Origin of the sequence: Clostridium sp. HBUAS56010, from assembly GCF_007115105.1 — a bacterium.
Taxonomy (GTDB): Bacteria; Bacillota; Clostridia; order Lachnospirales; family Lachnospiraceae; genus Lacrimispora.
Window position 1 is genome coordinate 221,064 of sequence record NZ_SULJ01000006.1, and the last position, 24,342, is coordinate 245,405.

At 41.0% G+C, this 24,342-nt stretch carries 24 protein-coding genes; 1 reads left to right on the forward strand and 23 read right to left on the reverse strand.

Annotated elements, in window-relative coordinates; translation table 11 throughout:
• Window positions 1–6: 6 nt before the first annotated feature.
• From FAY33_RS11750 to FAY33_RS19480, 23 genes are all read right to left on the reverse strand, one after another.
• Complete coding sequence (locus FAY33_RS11750; protein WP_143321410.1) at window positions 7–819, reverse strand: TlyA family RNA methyltransferase; 813 nt, start codon at window positions 817–819, stop codon at window positions 7–9.
• Window positions 816–2,756 carry a 1-deoxy-D-xylulose-5-phosphate synthase gene (gene dxs / locus FAY33_RS11755; protein ID WP_143321411.1) on the reverse strand — a complete coding sequence of 647 codons (1,941 nt, stop codon included), beginning with the start codon at window positions 2,754–2,756 and terminating at the stop codon, window positions 816–818. The genes FAY33_RS11750 and dxs overlap by 4 nt, the downstream gene beginning before the upstream one ends.
• A gap of 14 nt (window positions 2,757–2,770) precedes the next feature.
• Window positions 2,771–3,658, reverse strand: a complete 888-nt coding sequence (locus tag FAY33_RS11760) for a polyprenyl synthetase family protein (protein ID WP_143321412.1) — start codon at window positions 3,656–3,658, stop codon at window positions 2,771–2,773.
• Window positions 3,648–3,860, reverse strand: a complete 213-nt coding sequence (gene xseB, locus FAY33_RS11765; protein ID WP_143321413.1) for an exodeoxyribonuclease VII small subunit — start codon at window positions 3,858–3,860, stop codon at window positions 3,648–3,650. Before xseB ends, FAY33_RS11760 begins: the two co-directional genes overlap by 11 nt.
• A 12-nt stretch (window positions 3,861–3,872) precedes the next feature.
• Window positions 3,873–5,171, reverse strand: a complete 1,299-nt coding sequence (gene xseA, locus FAY33_RS11770) for an exodeoxyribonuclease VII large subunit (protein WP_143321414.1) — start codon at window positions 5,169–5,171, stop codon at window positions 3,873–3,875.
• A 1-nt stretch (window position 5,172) separates the two neighbouring features.
• The gene (gene nusB / locus FAY33_RS11775) at window positions 5,173–5,616 is read right to left on the reverse strand and encodes a transcription antitermination factor NusB (protein ID WP_143321415.1); all 444 of its coding nucleotides are present in this window, start codon (window positions 5,614–5,616) and stop codon (window positions 5,173–5,175) included.
• 153 nt (window positions 5,617–5,769) lie between these two features.
• Entirely contained in the window at window positions 5,770–6,666 is an 897-nt protein-coding gene (locus FAY33_RS11780) for a D-isomer specific 2-hydroxyacid dehydrogenase family protein (protein WP_143321416.1), read from the reverse strand.
• 12 nt (window positions 6,667–6,678) lie between these two features.
• Entirely contained in the window at window positions 6,679–7,464 is a 786-nt protein-coding gene (locus FAY33_RS11785; protein WP_143321417.1) for an aspartate dehydrogenase domain-containing protein, read from the reverse strand.
• 102 nt (window positions 7,465–7,566) lie between these two features.
• Complete coding sequence (locus FAY33_RS11790) at window positions 7,567–9,015, reverse strand: sensor domain-containing diguanylate cyclase (protein ID WP_143321418.1); 1,449 nt, start codon at window positions 9,013–9,015, stop codon at window positions 7,567–7,569.
• Window positions 9,016–9,143: 128 nt separating this feature from the next.
• A complete protein-coding gene (locus FAY33_RS11795; RefSeq protein WP_143321419.1) occupies window positions 9,144–9,530 on the reverse strand; it encodes an Asp23/Gls24 family envelope stress response protein in 387 nt (128 codons plus the stop codon).
• A 78-nt stretch (window positions 9,531–9,608) separates the two neighbouring features.
• Window positions 9,609–10,439, reverse strand: a complete 831-nt coding sequence (locus tag FAY33_RS11800; RefSeq protein ID WP_243126709.1) for a SpoIIIAH-like family protein — start codon at window positions 10,437–10,439, stop codon at window positions 9,609–9,611.
• A 15-nt stretch (window positions 10,440–10,454) separates the two neighbouring features.
• Window positions 10,455–11,063: a stage III sporulation protein AG gene (locus tag FAY33_RS11805; protein WP_347562689.1), complete on the reverse strand. Its 609-nt coding sequence runs from the start codon at window positions 11,061–11,063 to the stop codon at window positions 10,455–10,457.
• Complete coding sequence (locus tag FAY33_RS11810) at window positions 11,029–11,685, reverse strand: stage III sporulation protein AF (protein ID WP_143321421.1); 657 nt, start codon at window positions 11,683–11,685, stop codon at window positions 11,029–11,031. The genes FAY33_RS11805 and FAY33_RS11810 overlap by 35 nt, the downstream gene beginning before the upstream one ends.
• A 4-nt stretch (window positions 11,686–11,689) precedes the next feature.
• Window positions 11,690–12,931 (reverse strand): stage III sporulation protein AE, encoded by a 1,242-nt coding sequence (locus FAY33_RS11815; RefSeq protein WP_243126711.1) that lies wholly within the window; start codon window positions 12,929–12,931, stop codon window positions 11,690–11,692.
• Window positions 12,932–13,085: 154 nt separating this feature from the next.
• Complete coding sequence (locus FAY33_RS11820; protein WP_143321422.1) at window positions 13,086–14,399, reverse strand: hypothetical protein; 1,314 nt, start codon at window positions 14,397–14,399, stop codon at window positions 13,086–13,088.
• A 45-nt stretch (window positions 14,400–14,444) separates the two neighbouring features.
• A complete protein-coding gene (locus tag FAY33_RS11825; RefSeq protein WP_143321423.1) occupies window positions 14,445–16,184 on the reverse strand; it encodes an ankyrin repeat domain-containing protein in 1,740 nt (579 codons plus the stop codon).
• 26 nt (window positions 16,185–16,210) lie between these two features.
• Window positions 16,211–17,947, reverse strand: coding sequence for an ankyrin repeat domain-containing protein (locus FAY33_RS11830; RefSeq protein ID WP_143321424.1), 1,737 nt, complete (start codon window positions 17,945–17,947; stop codon window positions 16,211–16,213).
• A gap of 3 nt (window positions 17,948–17,950) precedes the next feature.
• Entirely contained in the window at window positions 17,951–19,168 is a 1,218-nt protein-coding gene (locus FAY33_RS11835; protein WP_143321425.1) for a DUF4474 domain-containing protein, read from the reverse strand.
• Window positions 19,169–19,199: 31 nt separating this feature from the next.
• A complete protein-coding gene (locus FAY33_RS11840) occupies window positions 19,200–19,820 on the reverse strand; it encodes a DUF4280 domain-containing protein (protein ID WP_143321426.1) in 621 nt (206 codons plus the stop codon).
• Window positions 19,821–20,357, reverse strand: coding sequence for a hypothetical protein (locus FAY33_RS11845; protein ID WP_143321427.1), 537 nt, complete (start codon window positions 20,355–20,357; stop codon window positions 19,821–19,823). It abuts the gene before it with no gap.
• Complete coding sequence (locus FAY33_RS11850) at window positions 20,354–20,950, reverse strand: hypothetical protein (RefSeq protein ID WP_143321428.1); 597 nt, start codon at window positions 20,948–20,950, stop codon at window positions 20,354–20,356. The genes FAY33_RS11845 and FAY33_RS11850 overlap by 4 nt, the downstream gene beginning before the upstream one ends.
• A 10-nt stretch (window positions 20,951–20,960) precedes the next feature.
• Entirely contained in the window at window positions 20,961–22,340 is a 1,380-nt protein-coding gene (locus FAY33_RS11855) for a contractile injection system protein, VgrG/Pvc8 family (RefSeq protein WP_185967599.1), read from the reverse strand.
• Window positions 22,327–22,920, reverse strand: a complete 594-nt coding sequence (locus FAY33_RS19480; protein ID WP_185967600.1) for a hypothetical protein — start codon at window positions 22,918–22,920, stop codon at window positions 22,327–22,329. The genes FAY33_RS11855 and FAY33_RS19480 overlap by 14 nt, the downstream gene beginning before the upstream one ends.
• 424 nt (window positions 22,921–23,344) lie before the next feature.
• Here FAY33_RS19480 and FAY33_RS11860 point away from each other — a divergent pair, with 424 nt between their 5' ends.
• Window positions 23,345–24,268 carry a tyrosine-type recombinase/integrase gene (locus tag FAY33_RS11860; RefSeq protein ID WP_143321430.1) on the forward strand — a complete coding sequence of 308 codons (924 nt, stop codon included), beginning with the start codon at window positions 23,345–23,347 and terminating at the stop codon, window positions 24,266–24,268.
• Window positions 24,269–24,342 lie beyond the last annotated feature (74 nt).

Genomic DNA, 24,342 nt, shown 5'->3' on the forward strand with positions numbered 1-24,342 from the left:
AACTCCTTACCTGCCTGCACTCAATTCTGCATGAGCCGCATCAACGACCTTTTGGGGCTGTACTTCTTCTGCCAGCTTTTCTTTTGGACAATTGTTTTTCAAATGCAGCAGATACTCAATATTCCCTTCCGGACCTTTGATCGGGGAATATTCCAGATGAAGGACGGAAAATCCAATCTCAAGTGCGTGGGATATCACTGCTTCAATGACTTCTAAATGAACAGATTTTTCTCTGACTACGCCTTTTTTTCCAACCTTTTCTCTGCCTGCCTCAAATTGAGGTTTGATTAAACAGACCACCTCTCCATCTTCCGTTAAAAGGTTTTTTACCGGACCAAGCACCTTGGACAGGGAGATAAAGGAGACATCAATGGAAGAAAAGGCAATCTTATCTTCTATATCTTCGGGAGTCACATATCGGATGTTGGTCTTTTCCATACAGATTACCCGTTCATCCTCCCTCAGTTTCCAGGCAAGCTGTCCATGTCCCACATCCACGGAATACACTTTTGTGGCGCCGTTTTGCAGCATACAGTCGGTAAATCCTCCTGTAGAAGATCCTACATCCATGCAGACCTTCCCTTCCAGCACAACGTCAAAATGGGTCATGGCTTTTTCAAGCTTTAATCCGCCGCGGCTGACGTATCTCAGTGTACTGCCGCGAACTTCAATGACAGCAGTCTCCGGAAAGCCGGTTCCTGCCTTGTCTTCTTTTTCACCGTCAACGTAAACAATTCCCGACATGATGATGGCTTTCGCCTTTTCCCTGGATTCTGCCAGTCCCTGCTTTACTAAAAGCACATCTAGTCTTTCTTTCATTCCTTTATCTCTTTCTCTGCTTTGTCTTTATCATCTTTATCTTTATAATTTTTCCATTCCGCATTCTGGCGTTCCATATCAAGATATTCCTTTTTCAGCCGCCAGATGACAGAGTCACTGTCAATCCCCAATGCTTTTCTTAAAAGGGACACATTGCCATGCTCCACATAGGAATCCGGCAGCGCAATATTTAAAACTTTAACATGGGGATAGTGTTCATGGATATAACTGGTAACACTAAGTCCATAGCCGCCCTGGAGCACATTCTCTTCCATGGTTACAATCAGCCAGTGCTTTTTGGCAAGCCGGTCCACCAGATCTTTATCAAAGGGTTTTATAAACCGTCCGTTGGCCAGAGTACAATTCCACCCTTCGGCTTTTAGTTTTTCTCTGATGTGCTCGCCTGTACTCACCATACTTCCTACTGCGAGAAGAGCAATATCCTGTTCTTCATAAATCATCTCGCCCGTTCCGTAGGAAATGGGAGCACGGAATTCTTTTAGCCCCTGATAAGCCTCACCTCTTGGATAACGAACTGCAATCGGACCTTCATAGGAAAGCGCAAACTCCAGTCCATCCATCAGCTCCCACAGATTTTTGGGCGCAAATACGCTCATGTTAGGGACTGCAGAAAGAAAGGAATAATCAAAGATTCCCTGATGGGTTTCGCCGTCACTTCCTACAAGTCCTGCCCGGTCAATGGCAAAAACCACAGGCAGATTCTGTATGCACACATCATGAAGCACCTGGTCAAATCCCCGCTGTAAAAACGAAGAATAAACAGCCACCACCGGTTTTAACCCGCCAGCCGCCATTCCTGCCGCACTGGTTACTGCATGTTCTTCTGCAATTCCCACATCAAAAAAACGCTCTGGATACTGCTTCGAAAAACGTTTTAAACCGGTTCCGTCTGGCATGGCCGCTGTAACTGCCACTATGGTTTTATCTTTTTCTGCCAGCTTACAGATAGTTTTTGAAAATACATCCGTATAGCTTGGATTTTTCTTTGTCTTTTTCGGTTCTCCCGTTAAAATATCAAAGGGTTCCACACCATGGAATCTGGAAGGATTCTTTTCTGCCGGTCCATAGCCTTTCCCCTTTTTGGTGATAACGTGGACAAGAACCGTGTGATCCAGTTTCTTCGCTTCCCGCAGTGCTCTTGACAAAGCCTTTACATTATGGCCATCTACAGGTCCCAAATAGGTAATTCCCATATTCTCAAAAAGCATTCCGGGAATTAAAAGCTGCTTGATCCCGTCCTTTGTCCGGCTGATCTTTTCAATGAGAGAATCTCCAACAACCGGAATTCTTGAAAGCACATTGGTCACATGCTTTTTTAAATCCAGATAACCGGCTCCGGTCCGGATGCTGCTTAAATAAGTGGACATTCCTCCCACATTTTCTGAGATGGACATGTTGTTGTCATTGAGAATGATAATAAAATTCTTTTTCATTCTGGCCGCATTATTCAGTGCCTCATAAGCCATGCCTCCGGTTAAGGCACCGTCTCCAATGACAGATACCACATAGTGGTCCTCTCCCAACACATCTCTTGCCTGTGCAAGACCAAGACCTGCCGAAACAGAAGTCGAACTATGCCCTGTATCAAAGGAATCACAGGGGCTTTCTTTTCTCTTTGGAAAACCGCTCATTCCCCCGAACTGGCGCAGATCATCAAAATCTGCCTTTCTTCCGCTTAAAATCTTATGGGTATAAGATTGATGCCCCACATCCCATATGACCTTATCTTTTGGAAGATCAAAGGCAAGATAGATTGCCATGGTTAGTTCCACCACACCTAAATTAGATGCCAGATGCCCTCCAATTGTACTTATCTTTTCCAGCAGAAAATCCCGGATCTCCTGACCAAGGATATCCAGTTCCGGTTTTTCCAGTTTCTTAATATCTTCTGGTCCATTTATCATTTCCAATATCATAGTTATCAGATCCTTTATTTTTCCCGGTTCACCAACATTCGTATCAGTTCTTCCAGAAACTTATTCTCTCCCGGAAGTTCATGAAGGCACATAATTGCTTCTTCTGAAATGATCTCCACATCCTGCTTTGCCTTTGTCATTCCATTAATTGATACATAGGTAGTCTTATGGTTTTTTTCATCACTTAATACAGACTTGCCAAGCACCTTGTCATTGCTGGTCAGATCAAGAATATCATCCTGAATCTGAAATGCCATACCAACCATGGAAGCGATTCTTTCCACCTGTTTTAAGGAGTCTTCTTCTGCTCCTCCAAGAATGGCTCCAATCATCATGGAAGCTTCTAAAAGCGCACCTGTTTTCAGCCGGTAGATGAAATCCAGCTTATCTTTTGGAACCGGCTTTCCTGCAAGTTCCACATCAACAGTCTGACCGCCGATCATTCCAAATATACCTGTCTTTTCTGCCATAAGTCCCATACAACGGGCGATCCGGTCTGGCCGGTCAGAGAAAGGCAGAGCCTTTGCCGCAGTCTCCATGGCATAAATCAACAGCCCGTCACCTGCAAGAACTGCCATATCATAGCCGAATTTCACCCAGGCAGTTGGCATTCCTCTGCGGAGAGTATCATTATCCATACATGGAAGGTCATCATGAATCAGCGATGATGTATGAATCATCTCAATGGCTGCCATAAAAGGAAAGATTTCTTTCCCTGTTCCGCCAAACAGACGATAAGTCTCTTCCATCAGCATCGGACGCAGCCTCTTGCCGCCTGCACGGACACTGTAATCCATCGCTTCTAGCACCGTGCTCTGAAATCCCTCCACTGATGGCAAATAGTCTTCTATAACCTGTCCTACTTCTTTCGTACGGACAGAAAATTCTTCTTTAAAGTTCATGATTTTCACCATTTTCCTCTAAAACAATAATTTTTTTCTCAACCTTATCTATCTTTTCATTGCAGGACTTCACAAGCTTCATGCCTGCCTCGTAGTACTGGAAGGATTCCTCCAGAGAGCTTTCTCCGCTTTCTAATTTCTTAATCAGCTCTTCCAGTTCTGCAAATGTCTCTTCAATGGTTTTTTCTTTTTTTACTGCCATAAACGGACCTCCTTATCTGGGTTTTAAGCGGCGGGGCTTTGGTTCTTTGTCTGGGGTGATATTGGAAATCACCGCTTCCATGCTGCCATCCTGCACCCTTAACCGGACGCCGTCTCCTGGTTTTACTTCTGTTACGGAGTCAATTCTCTGCCCTGTCTCACTGGTTATGAATCCATAACCGCCGCCAATCTTCTTTAGAGGAGACTGTGCCTCTAAACGGCTGCTGAAAAGTTCCAGCCTGTGCCGGTCTCTTACTGCCTGTTTCTCTAAAGATATCTTCATGCGCCTTAATGCTTCCGATAAATCAGCCTTATCCCTTGCAATCCCTGCAAGAAGAATTGTCCTTAATTTCTCTTCGATATCCGAAAGTCTCTGACGGTTTTCCCGAATGGTCCTTCCCGGATCAAAATATTTCAGTCTGAGTCCATACTGACCTGCATGGAACCGGTAACGTTCCATCTTTCGTTCCATGGTTTTGTTTAAGGTATTCTGGTATAACTGACGCTGTTCTTCAAATAACCGGTAATCAAATACCGCTAACTCCGCTGCTGCAGAAGGAGTGGGCGCACGCATGTCCGCTACATAGTCGGCAATGGTCACATCTGTCTCATGACCCACTGCAGAAATAACCGGGGTAGAGCACTGAAAGATGGCTCTCGCCACAATTTCTTCATTAAATGCCCATAAATCTTCAATGGAACCGCCACCCCTTCCCACAATGAGGACATCAAGTCCCATCTGATCCAGAATTTCGATTCCCTTTGCAACACTTTCCTTTGCATTCTCGCCCTGAACAAGAGCTGGATAGAGATAAAGCTGGACGAAAGGATTCCTTCTTAATGCTATATTCATGATATCCCGTATCGCAGCGCCGGTAGGTGCTGTTACAATGCCGATGGTTCTTGCATAGCGGGGAATGGGCTTTTTATATTCCGGGGAAAACATCCCCATCTCTTCCAGTTCATTGCGAAGCTTTTGAAACCGTTCAAATAAATCCCCCAGCCCCTCTTTTGTGATCTCCTGGGCATAAAGCTGGTACCGCCCATCCCGCTCATATACCTCAATACTTCCTTTCACCACAACCTGCTGCCCTTCTCCCAACTGAAAAGAGAGTCCTTTTCTGGAACCGGCAAACATAACAGCTGCAATGGAAGCTTTTCCATCCTTTAAGGTAAAGTAAATGTGTCCGGAGGTATGGTACTTGCAGTTGGATACTTCCCCTTTTACGGAAATGCGGTTAAGGGCAAAATCCTGTGCGAACATGTTCTTAATGTAAGCATTGACCTGAGAAACCGAATATGCACCAGCCATCTTACACCAGCTTAGCCAGAACTCCGTTTATAAATGCCGGAGATTCATTTCCGCCGTATTTCTTCGCCAGTTCTACCGCCTCATTGATGGCTACCTTTTCCGGCACATTCTCATCGAATACTATTTCATAAAGAGCGAGACGGAGTATGGTAAGCTCTGCTTTTCCCATACGTTTTGTCTTCCAGCCCTCTGCTACCTCATTGATCTTTACATCAAGCTCTGGAATCTTTACCATAATCGCTTCTGTCTTCTCTTTTAGCTGCTCCGCATTCTCACTGCTCATGGTCACATCGTGGATGATCTCATCAATCCCTTCTGTGTTCTTGTCATATTCCTGTGGCTGTTCAAAATATTGGATAAGCTGCTCTTCCTTTTCCTCTGCCGGATGGAAATCCGCACAAAAAAGCAGCTTAAAGCAGTGTTCACGCATTTTACTTCTGGTCATTTACCATGGTCCTCCTGTTGGTAATTTTTCTGGACGTTTGGAATCATTATACCTTAATGGGGATTTTTATACAACAGAAATTTTCTCCCGGCTGACTGCCAGTCCAGAAAGGAGAAGCCATCTTCCGGCTTCTCCTTCCCATGGAGTTTCTTTTTATTTTTCTAAGAATCCCTTGATATTATCAAGAACTTTCCTGCTTAATATGCCAAACGCCTGTTTTGTTCTGCCTGCCGATGCATTGACGCAGAAAACCTTTTCATGACTGTTCAGTTCTCCGCTTTCATCTCCGATTGCACCAATTGTGTCACATGCAAAACGGTTATCTCCCTCACCCAGCCATTTTTTTAAAGCCGGCACATCAAAAGACGGTCCAATGGAGGTGTTAAATAAGATCTTTCCGTTTCCCAGTTTCTTAAATTCCTCCTCGTGAAGCAGGATTACATTCTTATTTAAACAGGTAATAATAACTTCATTCTCTTCCAAAAGCAGATGAAGAGGCTGATAGGTTATTCCTTTTTCCTCCGAATCTGTCTTCCGGCTTCTGCTGTAATAGGAAACATTGGCGCCCATAAAATTCAGAGCCTCTGCAACCATTTTTCCAGACACGCCAAGACCAATGATTCCAACCTTTAATCCGGTAAGTTCCACCGGCATATCCTTCCACATGGGTCTGTCGTATCCGTGAAGAAAACGAACCAGTTCACAGATTACATATTCCACCACACCTACATCTCCGTAATCACGGATTCCAGTAACCGTTATTCCATGTTCATCCGCATAGGCAATATCCACATTGGCACTTTCCTTGGAATAAAGGCTGCAGCACATGCCGATATATCTGATATTCGGACATTTTTCTAACACATACTGGTTAATTCTTGAGGTATAACTAAGTAAAACACCGTCTGCATCTCCGATTCTTCTTATGATCTCTTCATCATCCGAGGGAATATCATCGTAGAGCTTTACCTGACGGGCATAGGTAAGAAGCTCTTTTTCTCCCTCTTCTACCAGATTCACCGGTTCAATGGCAACTAATTTTTCAAACATCCGCGCGCCTCCTTAAAATACAATGGGTGAAACAATATTTTGAAGTACTGCAACTACACTCCAGCCTGCGATGGCGCTTGTACTGGAATAAATATCCACCACTGCCTTTACCCCTTCTGTCTCAGCAGTAATCTTATGATCGTCTCCGACCATTCCAGGTACACTGTAGATGTTAACCCGGGTCTTTTCCGGTCCTGTTGTTGCAAGGGAAGCCGCTACTGCAACATTTACTCTGGTGGGAAGAAGTCCAATGGCTTCTTTGGCATTGCCTTCAAATACCATGGTGTCTTCCTGATCCGTCATGAGATGTTCCTTAAAAAGGGGTGTTCCCATTAGTGAGGAAGGACCTTTTCTTGTCTCAATCCCTGATACCGATTCTCCCATTAAAGATAAAGTTCTAAGGACATCAAATCCTCCCACTGCCCCTGATGCAATGTAAACCTTTGCATGATGATTGGCAGCAGTCTGTCTGACTGTTTCATAAAAAGCAGAATCTGCAAATGCACCGATGGACAGCACAATCAGACCGATCCCCTTTTCCAGTACTTTTACAGCCATATCCCGGACAGATTCCACGGATGCAGCTTCTGCGATATAATCTGGCTTTAATTCTAACAACTCATCAATGTCTGCACAGGATCTGCATCCGTTTTCCTTTGCGATTACATCGGTTTTCTCTCTGGTTCTTCCTGCGATTCCCACCAGTTCATACTCAGGCAGTAATCCATCTCTCCACGCCTTGGCAATAATTCCTCCAAGATAACCATTCCCTACAATTCCAAGTCTAAGCTTACTCATGCCTCTCTCCTTTTTTGTTGTAATAAAATCGTTAAATTTTATTATAACCCGAAATCGGATTACATTCAAGGGATACCTGGACAAAGACTGTTTTACAGGCGGTTATTCTTTCACCGCAAACTGATTCTTTCCTTTTTTCTTTGCCTCATAAAGTGCATCGTCTGCCCGTTTTATAATGGCATCATAATCGTATTCTTTTTCTTTTATCAGAGTGATTCCAATGCTGACCTGAATTGTACCGGAAATACGAAACGCATTCAGGATACGCTCTGCAATGACTTCCGGCTGTTTCTTTCTTTTCTCCCCGTACAGCCAGATACAGAATTCATCGCCCCCAAACCGGACAATCACATCATCTTTTCTTGTGCAGGAATTTAATATCTTCCCCACCTCTGTTAAAACAACATCTCCTTCATAGTGACCAAACGTATCATTGATCTTCTTAAAGTCATCTATATCCAAAAACATACAGGCATAAAAGCGCTGATTTTCATTGCCCCTCAGCCCTTTTGCGATTAATTTTCCTGCGGTTTCCCTGGTATAAACTCCTGTGAGATAATCCTTTTGTATCTGCTTTTCCTGCCGTCTGCGAAATCTCCAGAGTCTAAAAAGAAAAGAAACTGCTGTCAGAAGCAGAAATAGAGAACCGGCTATCATAAAAAAGGTCAGCTCTCTGATCCGGTTCCAAGAAGCGCTGTATTCCTCCTGATCAATCACCGATGCCACCAGCCAATTTGCAATTCCAGACGGCTGATAATATAAAAGCTGTCTTTTTTTGTCTTTTTCATAAGAAAGATAACCTGGCTGATTCTCCTTTAGATCCTGTTTTACCTGTGCCAGAGACTGCCCTTTTTTGTAGCTCATCTCTTTTAAGTAGTCTAATATATTTTTATAAGAATTAAGGGCGGAGCCTGCCGCCACCAGTTCTCCGGTTTCCGTTACAATCATATTTCCGCCATAAGGACGCAAAGAGGAATCATCCGCATAAGTCTCCAGTTCCTGTTTTGTATATTCCATACAAACAGCACCGATTACCTGCCTGTCCCTTATAATTGGGGAAGCGAGTATAATCCCATCTTGTCCATCAAATTCCCCTGGAAGAAGTCTGGAAACCGTATTCTCTCCTTTTAACACCTGTTTAAAATAGGAGCGGGATGAGATGATTCTGGAACGGTTGGCTCCATAGTAGATTGTTCCCTTTAAATCAGCTACTCCGATCCGAACCCCGTCTGTTTCCTGCACCTGCGCAAAAGCCTGCCACTTCTCATCTCCAGATTCTTCCGGAACTTCACAGTGCGCAGCAAATAATTCAAGCCACTGAAACTTTTCCTGTATCAGTCCTTGCAAATGGTTTAACGCGCTATCGTTTTGCTTTTCTAAATCATGATATATCTGGTTTCTGAGACTAGTCTGCATTTCCTTATAATAATAGAGATTTAACAAAAAAACTCCTATTACAATGAAAACCGCCAGAGCAAATCCAACCGCCATTCTAATGGAAGCATGGTTTTTATCCCTATGATTGGTCATATCAAACACCGCCCTTGCCATCCTGGTCCTGCGTTTATGGTTCTTTTTTTATCCTGTCCACTTTAGGGGCAAGATAAACGCTTTTGCAGGCATAAGAAAAGCGGGGGCAAGAACCATTCCAGGTTCGCCCCCGCTTTAGACTGCAACATCTAATTATTCTCTTCCAACGCAACACCTGCGATACGGATATTCACATCAAGAACGGTTAATCCGGTCATATTCTCAATGGCACTCTGAACCTTCTCCTGAACCTTCTCGCTGACAGACGGAATACTGTAACCATACTTGATATTCAAAGACAGGTCAACCGACACATGCTCTTCCGTCAATTCTACTTTCACACCTTTGGATAAATTTTTCATGCCCAGCTTCGCCACCAGTTCATTGGTGATGTTGCCTGCCATGGAATCTACGCCTTCTACTTCGGTTGCAGCAAGACCTGCAATGATCGCTACTACATCATCTGCAATCTGCACTTCGCCGATTTTATCTTTTTCATATACTTTGTGAGTATTTCTGCTTTCCAATTCTGCCACAGCAATTCCCTCCTGTACTTAAATTTTCTAGGTTATGGAATCATTATAGCAAAATTGCCAGTCCTTTGCAAAGGCTTTTTATTCTTCCAGTTTCATGAGGGTAATCACGATGCTGTCTGCACCAACCTCTGCTTTTCTCTTAACAATATCTTCGATCTGTGCACGCTGTGGATCGCTGATGCTTGAGGCATTAATCACAACATCTACTTTTCCGCTGGAAATGCTGACAACCGGATCAGAGAAACCTTTTGCAAGAAGAAGGGTCTCGGCTGCACTTTCTTTTTCGGAAATGGCTGTCATATCAATCATTTCCTGAATCGCCTGCTGTTTTGCCGCTTCTTCAATGTTAGGGCTATTAATCAGATTCATCAAAGTCTCTTTGTTTCTGGCTCTTACCTGTTCTCTGTTTAACTGAACGCTGGATATGTAATCGGTTACATTCATTCCGCTTGTAAGAACAGCCTCTCCCGGATTATCAAGACCAGTATCTGCTGCCTGTGTTTCTGCGGCTGCAAGGTCTTTTTCCGGAGTCTGGTCTGGTGCCTGTGTCTCTGCGGCAACGTTTTCAGCTCCTGCATTTTCTGCGGCTGCCTGATTCTGTGCGGCATCCAGTTTGTCAATATCCGAAGCGTCCTGGTCCAGACTTGCAATATCCTGGGTTGTATCACCATCAAGAGCTTTATTCTCAGCTAAAACATCTTCTTCGGATATATCAGTTAATCCAGCCTCATAAACATCCGTTCCAGAAGCCACCTCCTGTTTCCCTGCATAATTTAAATATCCGGCAGCGGCGATCATAACAGCCAGCGTGGTAATGATAATCTGGTTTCTTCTGAACAGTTTCTTCATATCCATTTTCTTTGGGGTCTTCGGGACATTTGGTTCATTGCTTGTTTTCCAACTTTTCATACCTGACACTCCTTTTTATTCCACCCTCTTTAATACTTTTATTTTATGTGGGGGCAGGTTAAATAATGCTTCCATTGCACTGGAAATTTCAGCTTTTACCGTAGGACTGCCTCCGCCCTGGGCACTGATGATGATTCCTTCTATTTCCGGACTTATCTCTTTCTCCACAATTGGAGCGGTATTTTCTCCTGAACCGGTTAAGATTGTGCTCTCCTGCTGCTCTTTACTGGTGATCTTTCTGGTTCCTCCGGAGCTGTCATTTTCTTCGGTAGAGGAGTCTGACGTGTTACGATCGACTCTGACAATCTTCTCTTTCGAAGATTTTAACACAATCATAACATCTACCTGACCAACTCCATCTACAGTCTTTAAGAGCTTTCTTACTCTGGCTTCAAGCTGTTCTTCATAGGTTTTGTCTGCTCCTGCAGCAACTGCCATTCCTTGTTCTGCTGATTCTGTTACGATACCATTTTGCAGTCCGGTCTGACTTTTATTCTCCGCCGTTTTTCCTGTTTTCAGGATCATACCTGAACCGGAGGGGATTGTAAGGATCAGGATTATGAGCCCAACCGCCAGCAGGATCAGCCACTTATCCTTTCCCATCTTCCAATTGAATTTCAACATCCTGTTCCTCCAAATCATAATATTCCGCAATACGTCTTCTAAGACCTGATAATCGTGAATTTTCTTCCTGTCTGTCAGGTTCCTTTTTTTCTGGCTTCGACTGGGTAATCTTAATTCCGTCTACTTTCTGTATCTTTTCAATCGGTACAATCTCTTTTATCTGGGACGCAGTATTCTCTTCATTCTCCTCACGTTCCGGGATCAACAAAAGGGATACTGAGGTGACATGACCAAATAAACGGTTTTCCTGATCCTGGTTAATCTCTGCTTTTGCTTTCCTGCAGCCAAATCCAGCGGATTCTGCCATGGATTTTAAATCCTCCCCCACAGCCTCCTCATACTGGGAGATCATCTTTTGAAGTCTTTGCCCTTCCATTTTGGATATCTCTCCCTTTAGCTCTCCTGCCTCCTTTTTCAGAGAAATAGCTTCAAAATAGTAAGCAAGGGTATCATCAAGCCTCAATCCCCCTGTCACTGGTTTTAAGACCAAAAGAATCAGTACCATTCCCGCAAAAAAGCGAAGGTATTTTTCGTACTTTTTATTGGGCAGCAGATTTAATGCAACTGTCATAAATATCAGATAGTATGTAATACTTCTTATCCATTCAAATAATTGTTCCATAAGCTCACCCGGAAAAATAAGTTACGTTGGTTGATGCACAAACAAGGGCAATGGTAATCACAAAAAGTAATACGCCAGAGGCTGCAATCGACAACAGCATTTTATGCCCTTTGGCTATATCGGAAATACAGGATACAATTCTCTTATCACAGACGGGCTGCAGCAAAGCTGCCACACATTGATAAAGGAGCATGAGCACCACCAGCTTGATTAAGGGAATGGCTGCGATCATAAGCAGAATTACAATTCCAGCAGCACCAATCGTGTTTTTTATAACCACTCCTGAACCCAGAACCATCTGCGCCACAGAGCTGATTCCATTTCCAATTCCGGGAATTGCTCCTACTATTTTCTGAACAGTTCCGGTTTTCATGGAATCCACATAGGGAAGAACCATTGCCTGAATAATCTGAAATCCCAGTACAATTCCTATCAGAGTCTTTAAACTCCAGGAGACAATCTGTTCCAGCAGTTCCGTCATTTTAGAAAGCATGTCTTCTTTTGCAATATGTCCTGCCATAACCAAAAGAGCATAGACCCTGATAAGGGAAAGAAGCACATTGCCAAGAAGCCACTGGACTCCTGCAATCACAAACAGAGTAAAACCGTAAGATGCCGCCGCAGTCACGCTTCCCCCCGCAAATGCGACTGCCAGAAAATAAGCAGGAAGTAATGCCCGCATAAAATCCAGAATCTGACTGAGCACATCCCTTACAATGGTAACGCTGGTAAAGAAGCTGGCAGCCAGATAAGTAAATAATAATAAATATGTAACAAAGAATCCCGTTTCCGAGATCTGACTTCCTGTAAACACACTGGAAAAATTAGAAAATACCGCTCCAATGATTCCAAGTATAATAATCTGTCCCATCATATGTCCGTTGGATTTTATTTCCCCCAATAACAGTTCTTTTATGGCACTTCCTATTTTTCCCATCACCTGATCTAAATTTCCTGCCATAAGATCTTTCATTAAGTCTTTAAAAGAAAGATGAAGCCCGTGCTCCCCATTCATGCGATCTAAAACGGTTTGAATGTCGGTTAAATCATACTGGTCCAAATCGGTTTCCACGGAACTGACACTTGAGCCTAGTTGTCCAGCTTTTGGATCTGGCTGTGCCTTGTTCTGGTCCGCTCCCAGGGCTGTTCCGGAAAGCAGAAGGGACAATATGAGACACAACAGGAACAGGGCAGTTCGTTTCTTTATGCGCTTTTCTCCAATTTGAATGTTATAAATTCTGCTCACATCAACCACCTTTTTACCGGTTTTAACAGGTACCTTTTTCAGGATGGACTATAGGACTCAGGACAATCCCTCCTTTTACCTCAATATATGTGAAGCGGGACAGATTATGACTGGAAAAGTCTTAGTCTGTCCCGCTTCTAAAATTACCTGCCTGTTACGTTCCTGTTTGTATGATGTCGATGGAACAGGGAGCATGAACTTGTATGTTTGCTGCTTTTATGGTAACCGGACCATCCGCCGCAATGGTTATATTCCTGCTGCTGTCTATCAGCATGCCATCTCGGTCTGCCATTGTAACTTTAGACATTCTCCCGTTTTGATCTGCACTTGACAATCCCATGGCAGAAGGGAAAAGAAACAAATTTTTATTACAGTCTGTTTCAAAGCGTTTGTGGGAACTGTCTTTTGTCGTAATACTGTCTGAATGACAGCCAGCATTGTCTGAAATCACAGCTCCCCGTTCATCTGCAGTTAAATACTGCAAAGAAACTTCAGTTCCCTTCTCTGGCATCCCGTACAGAACCTGGCCTGTAATTGGTCTGTACTCATAGCCATATGCTCCCTGTCCCCCTTTCCCATCAATCTCTAATTTAATAGTAACCTTTTCTTTTTCAGTTTTTTCCACTCTGCCTTTTAATGACATTCCAGAACGAACATCCTTATGAATCTTTTCCTGTATCCCAGGCTTTCCTTTTCCAACCCAATATTTAAATAGAAATTCTCCTGCACTTAATTCTCCATCAATCTGATAAATAATCCATTCACAGCCCTCTATTATCACCTTGTCACCAATTTCCATCCCTGGTTCTCCCAAAAACACATAACTGATGTTATGTTTCTGATTGCACCCGGTCTTCTTATACTGGTTATGTATTACTGCTTTTCCAGTAAAATCTGGCAGTTCTAACGGTAGTGCTCCTTTTCGCATTCCAAACCAGAACTTTGGTAAACCAGATTTTACTTCCGGAATAACCGCTGTTTCTGCCAAACTAGCCAGACGCCCGATGAATTCCCAATCAGTTTCTTCGTATTGAATCAAAGGTCTTCCAATTCTTTCTTTTCCCTCTGTACAGATAACCGCACTGTCAGGAATGTCCTTAATAAGTGTTTTTATAACTTCACCATAAGTCATACCCACTTCTTGGAATGATCTGCTTTTTTTCTCTTCATCCAACAGACAGGTTCCGGTCAATGCCAAGAGCTCCATCTCTTTATATTTACCATTATGAAATACTTCAATTTCCTGTACCACACCTTTGAATATCAATTTTTCTTTTTTTTCTAATAACATAACCAGTTCAATTGCTGTTCCATAAAAACATTTTTCTTCTACCTCTACCTGGGAATCTATGATTCCTCTTATCTCCAGTCTGCCATGCTGATTGGTTGAACGATGAATGCTCAACTTATGAATAACCAGAAAACTCCACTCACCACTAATCCGAATTACAAGATTCAAAGGGTTCATTCTTTATCCTTTCTCTCTGATCAATTTGCTTTTCCGTATTTTCTACTATCTGGTTTTTCCATATTTTTTAAATATCTTTACAATCTCTTTATCTGGACTTTCTTTTGCCTTTTGATAAGCCGTTTTTCCATCTCTTGTTGCAATGGTTGTATCCGCTCCAATTGACAACAGATACTCTACATTTTCTCTTTTCCCACCTTCCACTGCCCAGGATAAACAGGTATCACCATCCGGAGATTGTTTATTAATATCCGCTCCCTTTTCAACCAGATATTTTAAGATTCTATGACTTTTCGCAGAAGCAATCATTGCCGGTGTCGTTTTACTGTCCCATACCGGCTGCTCTATATCTGCTCCTGACTCTACCAATAATTCCACCATCTCAAGTCCTCCCCAATCAATGGCAGTGACTAGCGGAGTATCCTGTTCTGGATCCTTGGGATTTATTTGTACTCCATGGGCTATAAAACATTTTGCCATTTCCATGTCATTATCTTCAATTGCAAAACAAAAACCGGTTGCTTCCAGATAATTAATATCCACATCATACTTTTCCAATAGATATTCCACTGTTTTGATATCACCATTACGAATCGCTCCATCGAAAGCTCCTCCTGAATAAAAATCCGACTTTAATCCCAACTTATTTCCTTCTTCCACTAATAAATCAATTGCTTCCAAATTTCCACTCTCACATGCTCTCTTCAGTGCTTGAGACAATGAACCTTGCTCTAAGTGAAAACCATAGGAAAATAGCTTTTTCATCATCTCAACATCACCATTTTCGGCTGCTGGTTTCAGTTGATTTTCAAATAACTTTTTCTCATCATAAGGCAAAAACTCATATCCTGAATCCATTAATAACCCCACAGCTTCATACTGGCTGTTTTCCACCGCTCTGGTCAATGCAGTATTATGTTCCTGCGAAACAAATTGAACATCTGCTCCGGAACGTAAAAGATAACTCATGGTATCCAGATTTCCCATAGAAGATGCTTCCATTAAAAGAGAGTCATATCCCTGATTTTTTTCATTCCAATCGATATTTTCCTTCCTTTTTATTGCTTCTTCCAGTTTTTCTGCAGTTCCTAATGCTGCAAGATAATGAATGCGGTATTTTCCATCTATGGACCAATCTTCTCCATTCTTTTCACATTCCTTTATTAGAAACTCCACTTTACGATAATCAGGGGTATAGGCTTCCGCTGCCAGACTGACTGTTTCTGCATCTGCCTTGGCTCCATGCTCAATCAAATACTCCAGAATATCAGTTCCTCTGTACGTGGAAGAAGCAGCATAATCCAGCGCATCTAAACCATTACTGTTTTTATACGTTACATCTGCTCCTGCTTCCACCAACATTTTAATCCACTTCAACTCTCGACCTCTGGAAGCGATATACATGAGAGGCGTTCTACCATCCTCCTCTTCAATATTAACATCCGCTCCACTTTTAATTAATTCCTCAAAGATGTTCCATGCACCGCCTTTTAGTGCAATTCGAAAAGGAGTTAAGAGAGCGATACGGTCTTTACTATGAGGCTGATCATATATCTCCACCTGATTTTTTTCATAAATATTTATTTGGGCTCCTGCGGCAATAGCTTCCCTTGCTCTCTCCAGGCTGGAACTTCCAGTTCCAATAGCTGCAAGAAACTGCCAGTCCTCATAGGAGAGGGTGGGATTTGTATCTTCTTCCACCCGTGACTGATATTTTATGTAAGAACAGCCGGATAAAAAAACTGAAATTCCTAAAACTACACTTATAATAATTCTTTTTTTCATATTGATTTTCTTTCCAGTGTTCTCCACTATCTGGTTTTTCCATATTTTTTAAATATGTTTACAATCTCTTTATCTGGACTTTCTTTTGCCTTTTGATAAGCCGTTTTTCCATCCTTTGATTTAATGGTCGTATCAGCACCAATTGATAGCAGATACTCCACATTTTCTCTTTTTCCACTTTCCACAGCTCTGGATAAACAGGTATCTCCCCTAGCAGATTGCTTATTGATATCTACTCCTTTTTCAACCAGATACTTTAGTATTCTATTACTTTTCGTAGACGCAATCATTGCCGGAGTCATCTTCCTATTTCGTACTGGTTGTTCTATGTCTGCTCCTGACTCTACCAATAATTCCACCATCTCAAGACCTCCCCAATCAATGGCAGTAACCAGCGGAGTACTCTGTTCAGGGTCCTTGGGATTTATTTCTACTCCATGGGCTATAAGACATTTTGCCATTTCCATATCATTTTTTTCAATTGCGAAGCGAAATCCAATTGCTTCCAGATAATTAATATCCACATGATACTTTTCCAATAAATATTCCACTGTTTTAATATCACCGTTACGAATCGCTCCATCAAAGGCATCTCCAGAATCAAAATCTGGCTTTAATCCGTGTTTATATGCTTCTTCTATCAGTAAATCAACTGCTTCTAAATATCCACTTTCCCCCGCCCTGCTTAACGCCTGGTTTAAAGAACCTTCTTTTAATTCAAATCCATAAGCAAACAACTTTTTCATCATCTCAACATCACCATTTTCAGCCGCCGGATCCAGTTCATTATCATAAGGGTTCTCATCATCATAAGGCAAAAACTCATATCCTGAATCCATTAATAATGCCACAGCTTCATATTGGTTGTTTTCCACTGCCCTGATTAACGCAGTTTTCTGTTCCTGTGAAACAAACTGGATATCTGCTCCAGAGCGTAAAAGATAACTCATGGTATCCAGATTTCCCATAGAAGCGGCTTCCATTAAAAGAGAGTCATAGCCCTGATTGGTTTCATTCCAATCAATATTTTTCTTCCTCGTTATTGTCTCTTCCAGTTCTTCTGCAGTCCCCAATGCTGCAAGATAATGAAGGCGGTATTTTCCATCTATAGACCAATCTTCTCCATTCTTTTCACATTGCTCTATTAGATATTCTACCTTTCGAAAATCCGGAATGCGAACCTCTGCTGCCCGGTTAACTGTCTTCCCATCCACTCTCCCCCCATGCTCTAACAAATATTCCAGAACATCAGTTCCTTTATGAGAAGAAGAAGCGGCATAATCCAAAGCATCTAAACCTTTACTATTTTCATACGTCACATCTGCCCCTGCCTCTACTAACATTGTAATCTGTTTTAAACCAGAGTTGGATGCAACACACATGAGTGGGGTTTTACCGTCCGCTTCCTTAATATTAACATCTGCACCTCTCTTAATTAATTCCTCAAAGACACCCACCGCTCCGTTTTTTAGAGCAATACGCAATGGAGTAAGGAGTAAAATACGATCTTTACTACGGGGATGGTCATATATTTCCACCTGTCCTTTTTCATAAGAATTTATTTCAGCTCCCGCGTCAATGGCTTCCCTTGCTCGCTCCAGACTGGAACTTCCTTGGGACATGGCGGCCAGTAACTGCCAGTCTTCATAAGAAACCGAAGTGGGAGAATCTTTTTCTATCTGTGAGCGATATTTATGATAGGAACAACCAGATAAACATATTAACAGTCCCATTCCCACGCATATAATAATCTTTTTTTTCATTTATTAATCCTCCATCTCTTCTCCCCAGGAATATTTTACTACATTACCCTTCCTCTCTATTTCTACATGATTATTTATTTGAAACTCCTTTACAAAATTTTTAGCTGCATCTTTATTCCAAAACTCAATCGTAACATCTTTCATAACTAAATCTTCTTTATCCGATACATATCCAGCCCGCATAGTGAGAGGCCACCATCCTTTATCTCCCTCTTGGGAATCATCTGTTGTATCGCGGGAAAAAACCTCCTGGTTTCTTTCTGTATCATATAGCGTATATGACATTTTGCAGTATCTACTTTCAGGAACAACCCGATAGAGAATATCATAGTTTTTTTCATTATTAATATATGGTTTATCCCCGGTTTCATCTATATCCCTTCGATACAACCCAATCTCAGCCCCAGTGGTTCCTCCAAGCCCATAACTCCCTTTCCATAGCTCTACCCGGTATTCATACCCACTTTCTTGAAATACAACAATCTGCTCATCAATATCCATACCAGCCACAGTCCCTATAGAATCAATCCAGTCCGAAAATCCCCCTCCCATCTGCACCATTGGGTCAATGGTTGATTCAAAAACAGAAGGGCGTCCGTCCCCATATTCCACATACTTAAAGCCACCTATATCCAGCCCCTTTTCTATTCCCTCAGCCAGAATGGTTTTCCCCTGATTTTCTTCTATGTATTTTGCCGCATCTCCCATCACCTCTCCCATAAATGTTTTTCTTACCTTTTCACCTGAAGAAAGCCAAGAGGAAAGGTCAATGTGTTCACTTATAATAGAGACAAACTCACTATCATGTTTCCGCAACTCATCATAATGTTTTCCTATTTTTCCCAACCTCTTGCCAGTAATTGTCCGATCATCTACAACAGCTGCAATAGCCTGAGTCACCACATCCCTTTTGGAACCGTGAAACCTGCCACTTTGGGCTCTGACAAAGGTACAGGGCAATGCTGCTACAACTAAGACTATTGTATCAACTCCGAGATTGCCCATATCAACTACAATTCCCTGACAGCTTTTTGCTAAACCTCCTGTCCAGTCAAATAACTCTTCCGATGTTTCAAAGATATTGATCTGCCCTGGAGCGTCATCAAACTTGCTAAAAATATCATATTCTGTTCCATAAATAATCTTCACAGCACTATCTGCCGAAAATTCATTGCTCATTGTGTATGTGGCAGATTCTCCTGCTGATTTCCTTTGTGCCATTGATAACCTCCCTATTCACATTATTAAAAAGTCACGGGATAAGCCCCTGTACTGTCTTCACAACAAGACTGGAAGATAATTGCTCTACTGCCTTTTTCTTATGATAATCAATTGTCCCTTCTACCACTGCATCTATTTTGGACAATACATCCACAGTTTCCAGTTTAAATGCAGACCAATCCTTTTCCACTTCACTCAACTCTGGCAGCTTTTTGATTTGTCCCGATACGACAGGTTTTATAATTCCACCATGGTTGCAAACCAGAAAAGACTTCATTGTAATGGAAGGCACACCTTCTGGATCTTCTTCATCCGCAATAAGAGTCGCTTCATAGGGAATCTCCCACTCCCCAATAATGTCAGGAATACATGGAGGACCGGTTACTACCCCAAAACCAACGGTTTTTCGATTCCCGTTTTCATCAAAAGTTCCTTCCTTTTGAAAATATACGTCTTCTCCTGCCGGAGGATTCCCTCCGCTGCAAACACCAAAAAATGTGATATTTTCCTCTATCAGATTATCCTTTGCATGCACCATAGGTTCATTTGCTCCTACTACAGCTCCATGGCTCTTTAATAAATTCATTTTTCTTTTGTGACTCCCACAGTCACAGCAAAGAAGTGCTCCTCTTACTAAATATTCATCCATCATTCACCTCTGCTCATCTATAACTTCAATCATCTTAAGTCCTATTCCTTTTGCCCGCCTTCGAAAGAGGCTCTCTGCCAAATCCAGCCTTACCACTGTGTACTGCTTCCCTACCCCTTTGATATGAAAAATGGCTTTATCCTTAATATCAGGACGCCTCAACACACAATGCCTTATGACACTTTTATCCAGATTCAATTCACTGGTGCAATCCAGACATTCCACATGTTCCAAAAAAGGCATATAATAAAGTGCCTTTTTTCTATGTACCCGATCCAGTAATACAATTTTTTTAAAAATGGTATCTGGTTCATAAAAATTAATTACCTTATGAACTACATCTGAAACCATTAGAAAAGGAAATGTGATTATATCTATAAAGATTGTTCTTTTACTTTCTTCTATAAATAAAAGTTCCGTTTCCGAAAATAGACTGTGGTTTTCTCTTTTAATTTTTCTTACATCTATCTTTTTAAACCACTCTTTCACGTTGGGAGTATGTTTGTATGCAGGATTTGTTTCCAATAGAAAATATCTCATGTGGCATTCTCCCTGGAAGTTGCTATTATCTGTGTATTTCCCAGATAAGTTCCAAAAAGTACACGTACTTCCTCCCCTTTTTTAACTTCTTCATATTCTTTTAAATGAAATATCTGCCCAGAGCTTTCACAAAAGTAGGAAAAAGCCATTTTGATAAACCGATAAGCATACTCCACTCTAAATTCCTCCAGCTCACTGTTTGTAACCTGTACCATATTTCCTTTAATTACATGGGAAAAACTTACAATATCGTCCTCTATTGATTCAAAAAATAAACACGGAGACCAATACGCACAGATCTCAGTCTTATCCAGATAAAAGTCTTTGTCGTATAGATCAAATCGAAAATCATAAGTTTTTGTAAGAACACTGCTATGAAGCAGAGATATAACAAAATACCCCACTTCTCCCTTTTCTTTTGCACACTGCAGGATCTTTGCCTTTTTTAACAATTCCTGCCACACCTTTAAATACTCCTGATCCAGTTTCACTTTTGTTTCTTTATACTTATCCATTATCTTTTTTAAGCTGCGCTCATAACGTTCCGATAATATAATCTGTCCCTTTAAAGAAATTGTTGTTGTTCTGTCCACCCTTGTCTCCTTAATTTATATTTACCTTAGCCCCTTTTAACGAAATATCTCCTGCAAGATTTAAAAGTGTATCTCCCTGCTTTAGCAGCACCTTGTTTTTTGCAGACAGTGTGATTCCTCCGTTCTTGCTGGAAATATCAATATGATCAGAGGCACTCATTGATACAGCACCCTGACTTTCCACTTTTATCCCGGATTGATCATTTAATTCCAGAGTCATTCCATTATTGTTGGTAAGTCTGATGTAATTGGGAGCTAATATAATCTGTTTTCCTTCTTTATTCATGAATGTTTTGACTTCGGGATTCTTTTGTACTTCCCTGTGGACAGAGCTGTTTGCATAAGCCGTTTTCTCATCCCGGGTAGGACAGTAAAGACGTATGGTATCTCCTTGTTCCGGCATGCAATAAAATCCTGCTCCTGCCTGAGAGGAATATGGAGTGGAATAATCAAACCAGCGTTCTCCACCCCCTGTTTCATTCTCATCCTCATCCAATTTTACTTTTATCTGAGTTCCCTGAACACCGACCACTTTCCCTGTCAGGGAAACACCGGTTAAAGACTCATTGTATGCCTTTGTAACGGAAAATCCCCTCTTACTCTTTAAGTAATAGGTATGACACAATTCCGCTCCCTCTAACTCACTATACATTTTAAAAACATTCATACTCATCCCATTTAAAACGATTTCATCCCCTAAATCATAAATATCCCGCAGTTTTAAAACATAATAGCAGGCATCCTCTTCGGTGAGTTGAGATAAACCATTTTTCTTTTTTGAAGCATATTCCCTTAAAGACTTTTTTACTTGATATGTTTTTGTATGAATCTCCCCTGCAGCTCCCCTGTTTGGCACTCCACAGAAGAATTTCACACCTCCTGTCACGGAATCTGGAATCAACACCGTCTTCATACAACTGGCAACACGTTTTAAAAACTCCCAATCCGATTCTCCATATTGCAGCATAAATCCACATTGCTGATCTGAGGAAGTCATAATCATATTGCTTTTTTCATACGGTTTTAAAATGTTTTTTATCACATCTTTATAAGTCAATGCTTCTTTCTGAAACGAACGGATATGCCTTACACCTTCCAACCGATACGTTCCATTTTTTAATTCCAGGGATAAGATACTGCTTTCCCCATTTTGATCCAGACTGGCATCTGTGATGATTCCGCAAAAAACAATCCTGCTTTCTTCCTCATCGGACACTGTAACGGTAACCCAGGTATCCTGACCCAGCAATGACAAATATTTTTCTCGATCTTCCGACCGGATAAGTCCGGATAACAGGACACTTCCATGAGAATTTACCTGTTTTACTCCACTATATGACAATATATTAACAAAGTGAAACGGTTCCACCTTTATTCTATTTGCTTTCATTTTCCTGCTCCTTTCTCCGGTCCTTAATGGATTTAACAACCTGAATGGCAACATTTTTCCATTCTTTATGAATTCCAAATGAACAATTAAAACCTCCCTGAAAGAGCATTCCATCTATTTCTGCCAGATAAATAAAGTTATACATGGCATCATCAAGAGCATAACTTTTGTAATCAAACCAGATGATGGAACCATTTTCACCCTGTATGGAATCTGATTCATAAAATATATTGGATGGATTTAAACGCTGAATTGCCATTCTTAATTGACGTGCAGACGGAATAAGCTGTGCTTCTGAAATTGGTAGTTCTGTATATTTAAAAGTAAAATTAATGGTTGTATCCTGACTGGTACTAATGAATTCAGGTCTGTTCTCAGCCGGATATTTTTGCCTTGCCGTAACCAGATCCATCTCAACAAAATCGACTGGAAGCATAACACTGATTCGATCCTCAAACAAAAAATTCCGTTCAAAATCAATGAAATCTCCATTCACATACATTCCTGTATAAACGTCAACATGCTCCTTTTTCTTCAGTTCCCTTTTGAGTTCTAAAATAATTTCATCTATATGTTCCATGCGGTTCCTCCTTTTTTCTGCCCTTCATACTCATAGTGTAAAATACTGCATTCCCTCCCCTACAGGATTTCTGCGAAAACAAGGCACTATAATTATACAGAGAAATTACTTTCGTATAATATAAATTCCAAAATTAGACACATTTAGTTCCAAAATTGGACACGCAAGTGTCTGTAACAGGGGGGTATGAGTAAAAAATCAGGGAAGCAACGGCCTATCAGCCATTGCTTCCCTTGCTATTCTTCTTCATTTGAGTCTGCAAAAATCTGTATATACCTTTGCAGCATATGTCACTCCGCTTCACTAAACTTAGAAGGTTTCTTATTCTTTTTTATTAAAGACATAGATTTGTTATTTTAACAAAGTATTTTTTCCAACGCCTGAATATTTGCTAAAATAGAAAGAAAAAGGAGTACAAAATGACATGAATAAATTGAATCCTCTTATCTTAAATTATCTTGTTTTTTGCAAAAACCAAAAAAGGCTTGATAGCAAAACTATCAAAGCTTACAAAATTGATTTAACACAATTTGCAGTATCACAATCAAATAATTCTTTTGTTTCTATAAAACCAGATTCCATTGAAGAATATATAACTTCTCTTCATCAATCTTTCAAACCCAGAACAGTAAGAAGAAAAATTGCTACCTTAAAAGCATTTTTTCATTATTTAGAGTACAAAAATATTATTGAAATAAACCCGTTTAACAAATTACGAATACAATTCCGTTCTCCCGTTACATTACCCAAAATTATTCCGTTACACACCATTGAAGATTTTCTTTCCACATTATATAAACAAAAGGAATACACATCTACTACCTTGCAAAGAAAATACATCTTACGTGATATTGCAGTAATTGAACTTCTATTTGCTACAGGCATAAGAATATCAGAATTATGTTCTTTAAGAGTTACAAATATTGACTTTATAGAAAATAACATTTTAATTTATGGAAAAGGTTCAAAAGAGCGACGAATTCAGATCGGAAATCAAGACGTTATAATTGCATTAAAAGATTATTACAAAAATTTCAAAGAAGAAATTGATAACTCAGAGTATTTTTTTATAAACCGTATTCACAATCGGCTTTCAGAACAATCAGTAAGAAATATGATAAATAAATACGCACATCTTGCATCAATCAGATTGCATATCACACCACACATGTTTCGTCACTCTTTTGCAACATATCTCTTAGAGGAAGATGTTGATATTCGATATATACAAGAAATCTTAGGGCACAGTTCTATTAACGTTACAGAAATATATACTCATGTTACAATGGCAAAACAAAAAAACATTTTAACACAGAAGCACCCTAGAAATACCCTAAAATTCATATAAAATCAGAGGCAACCCTGGTAACAAGGTTGCCTCTGATTTTGTATGAATTGATTGTTGGATAATTCAATATTATC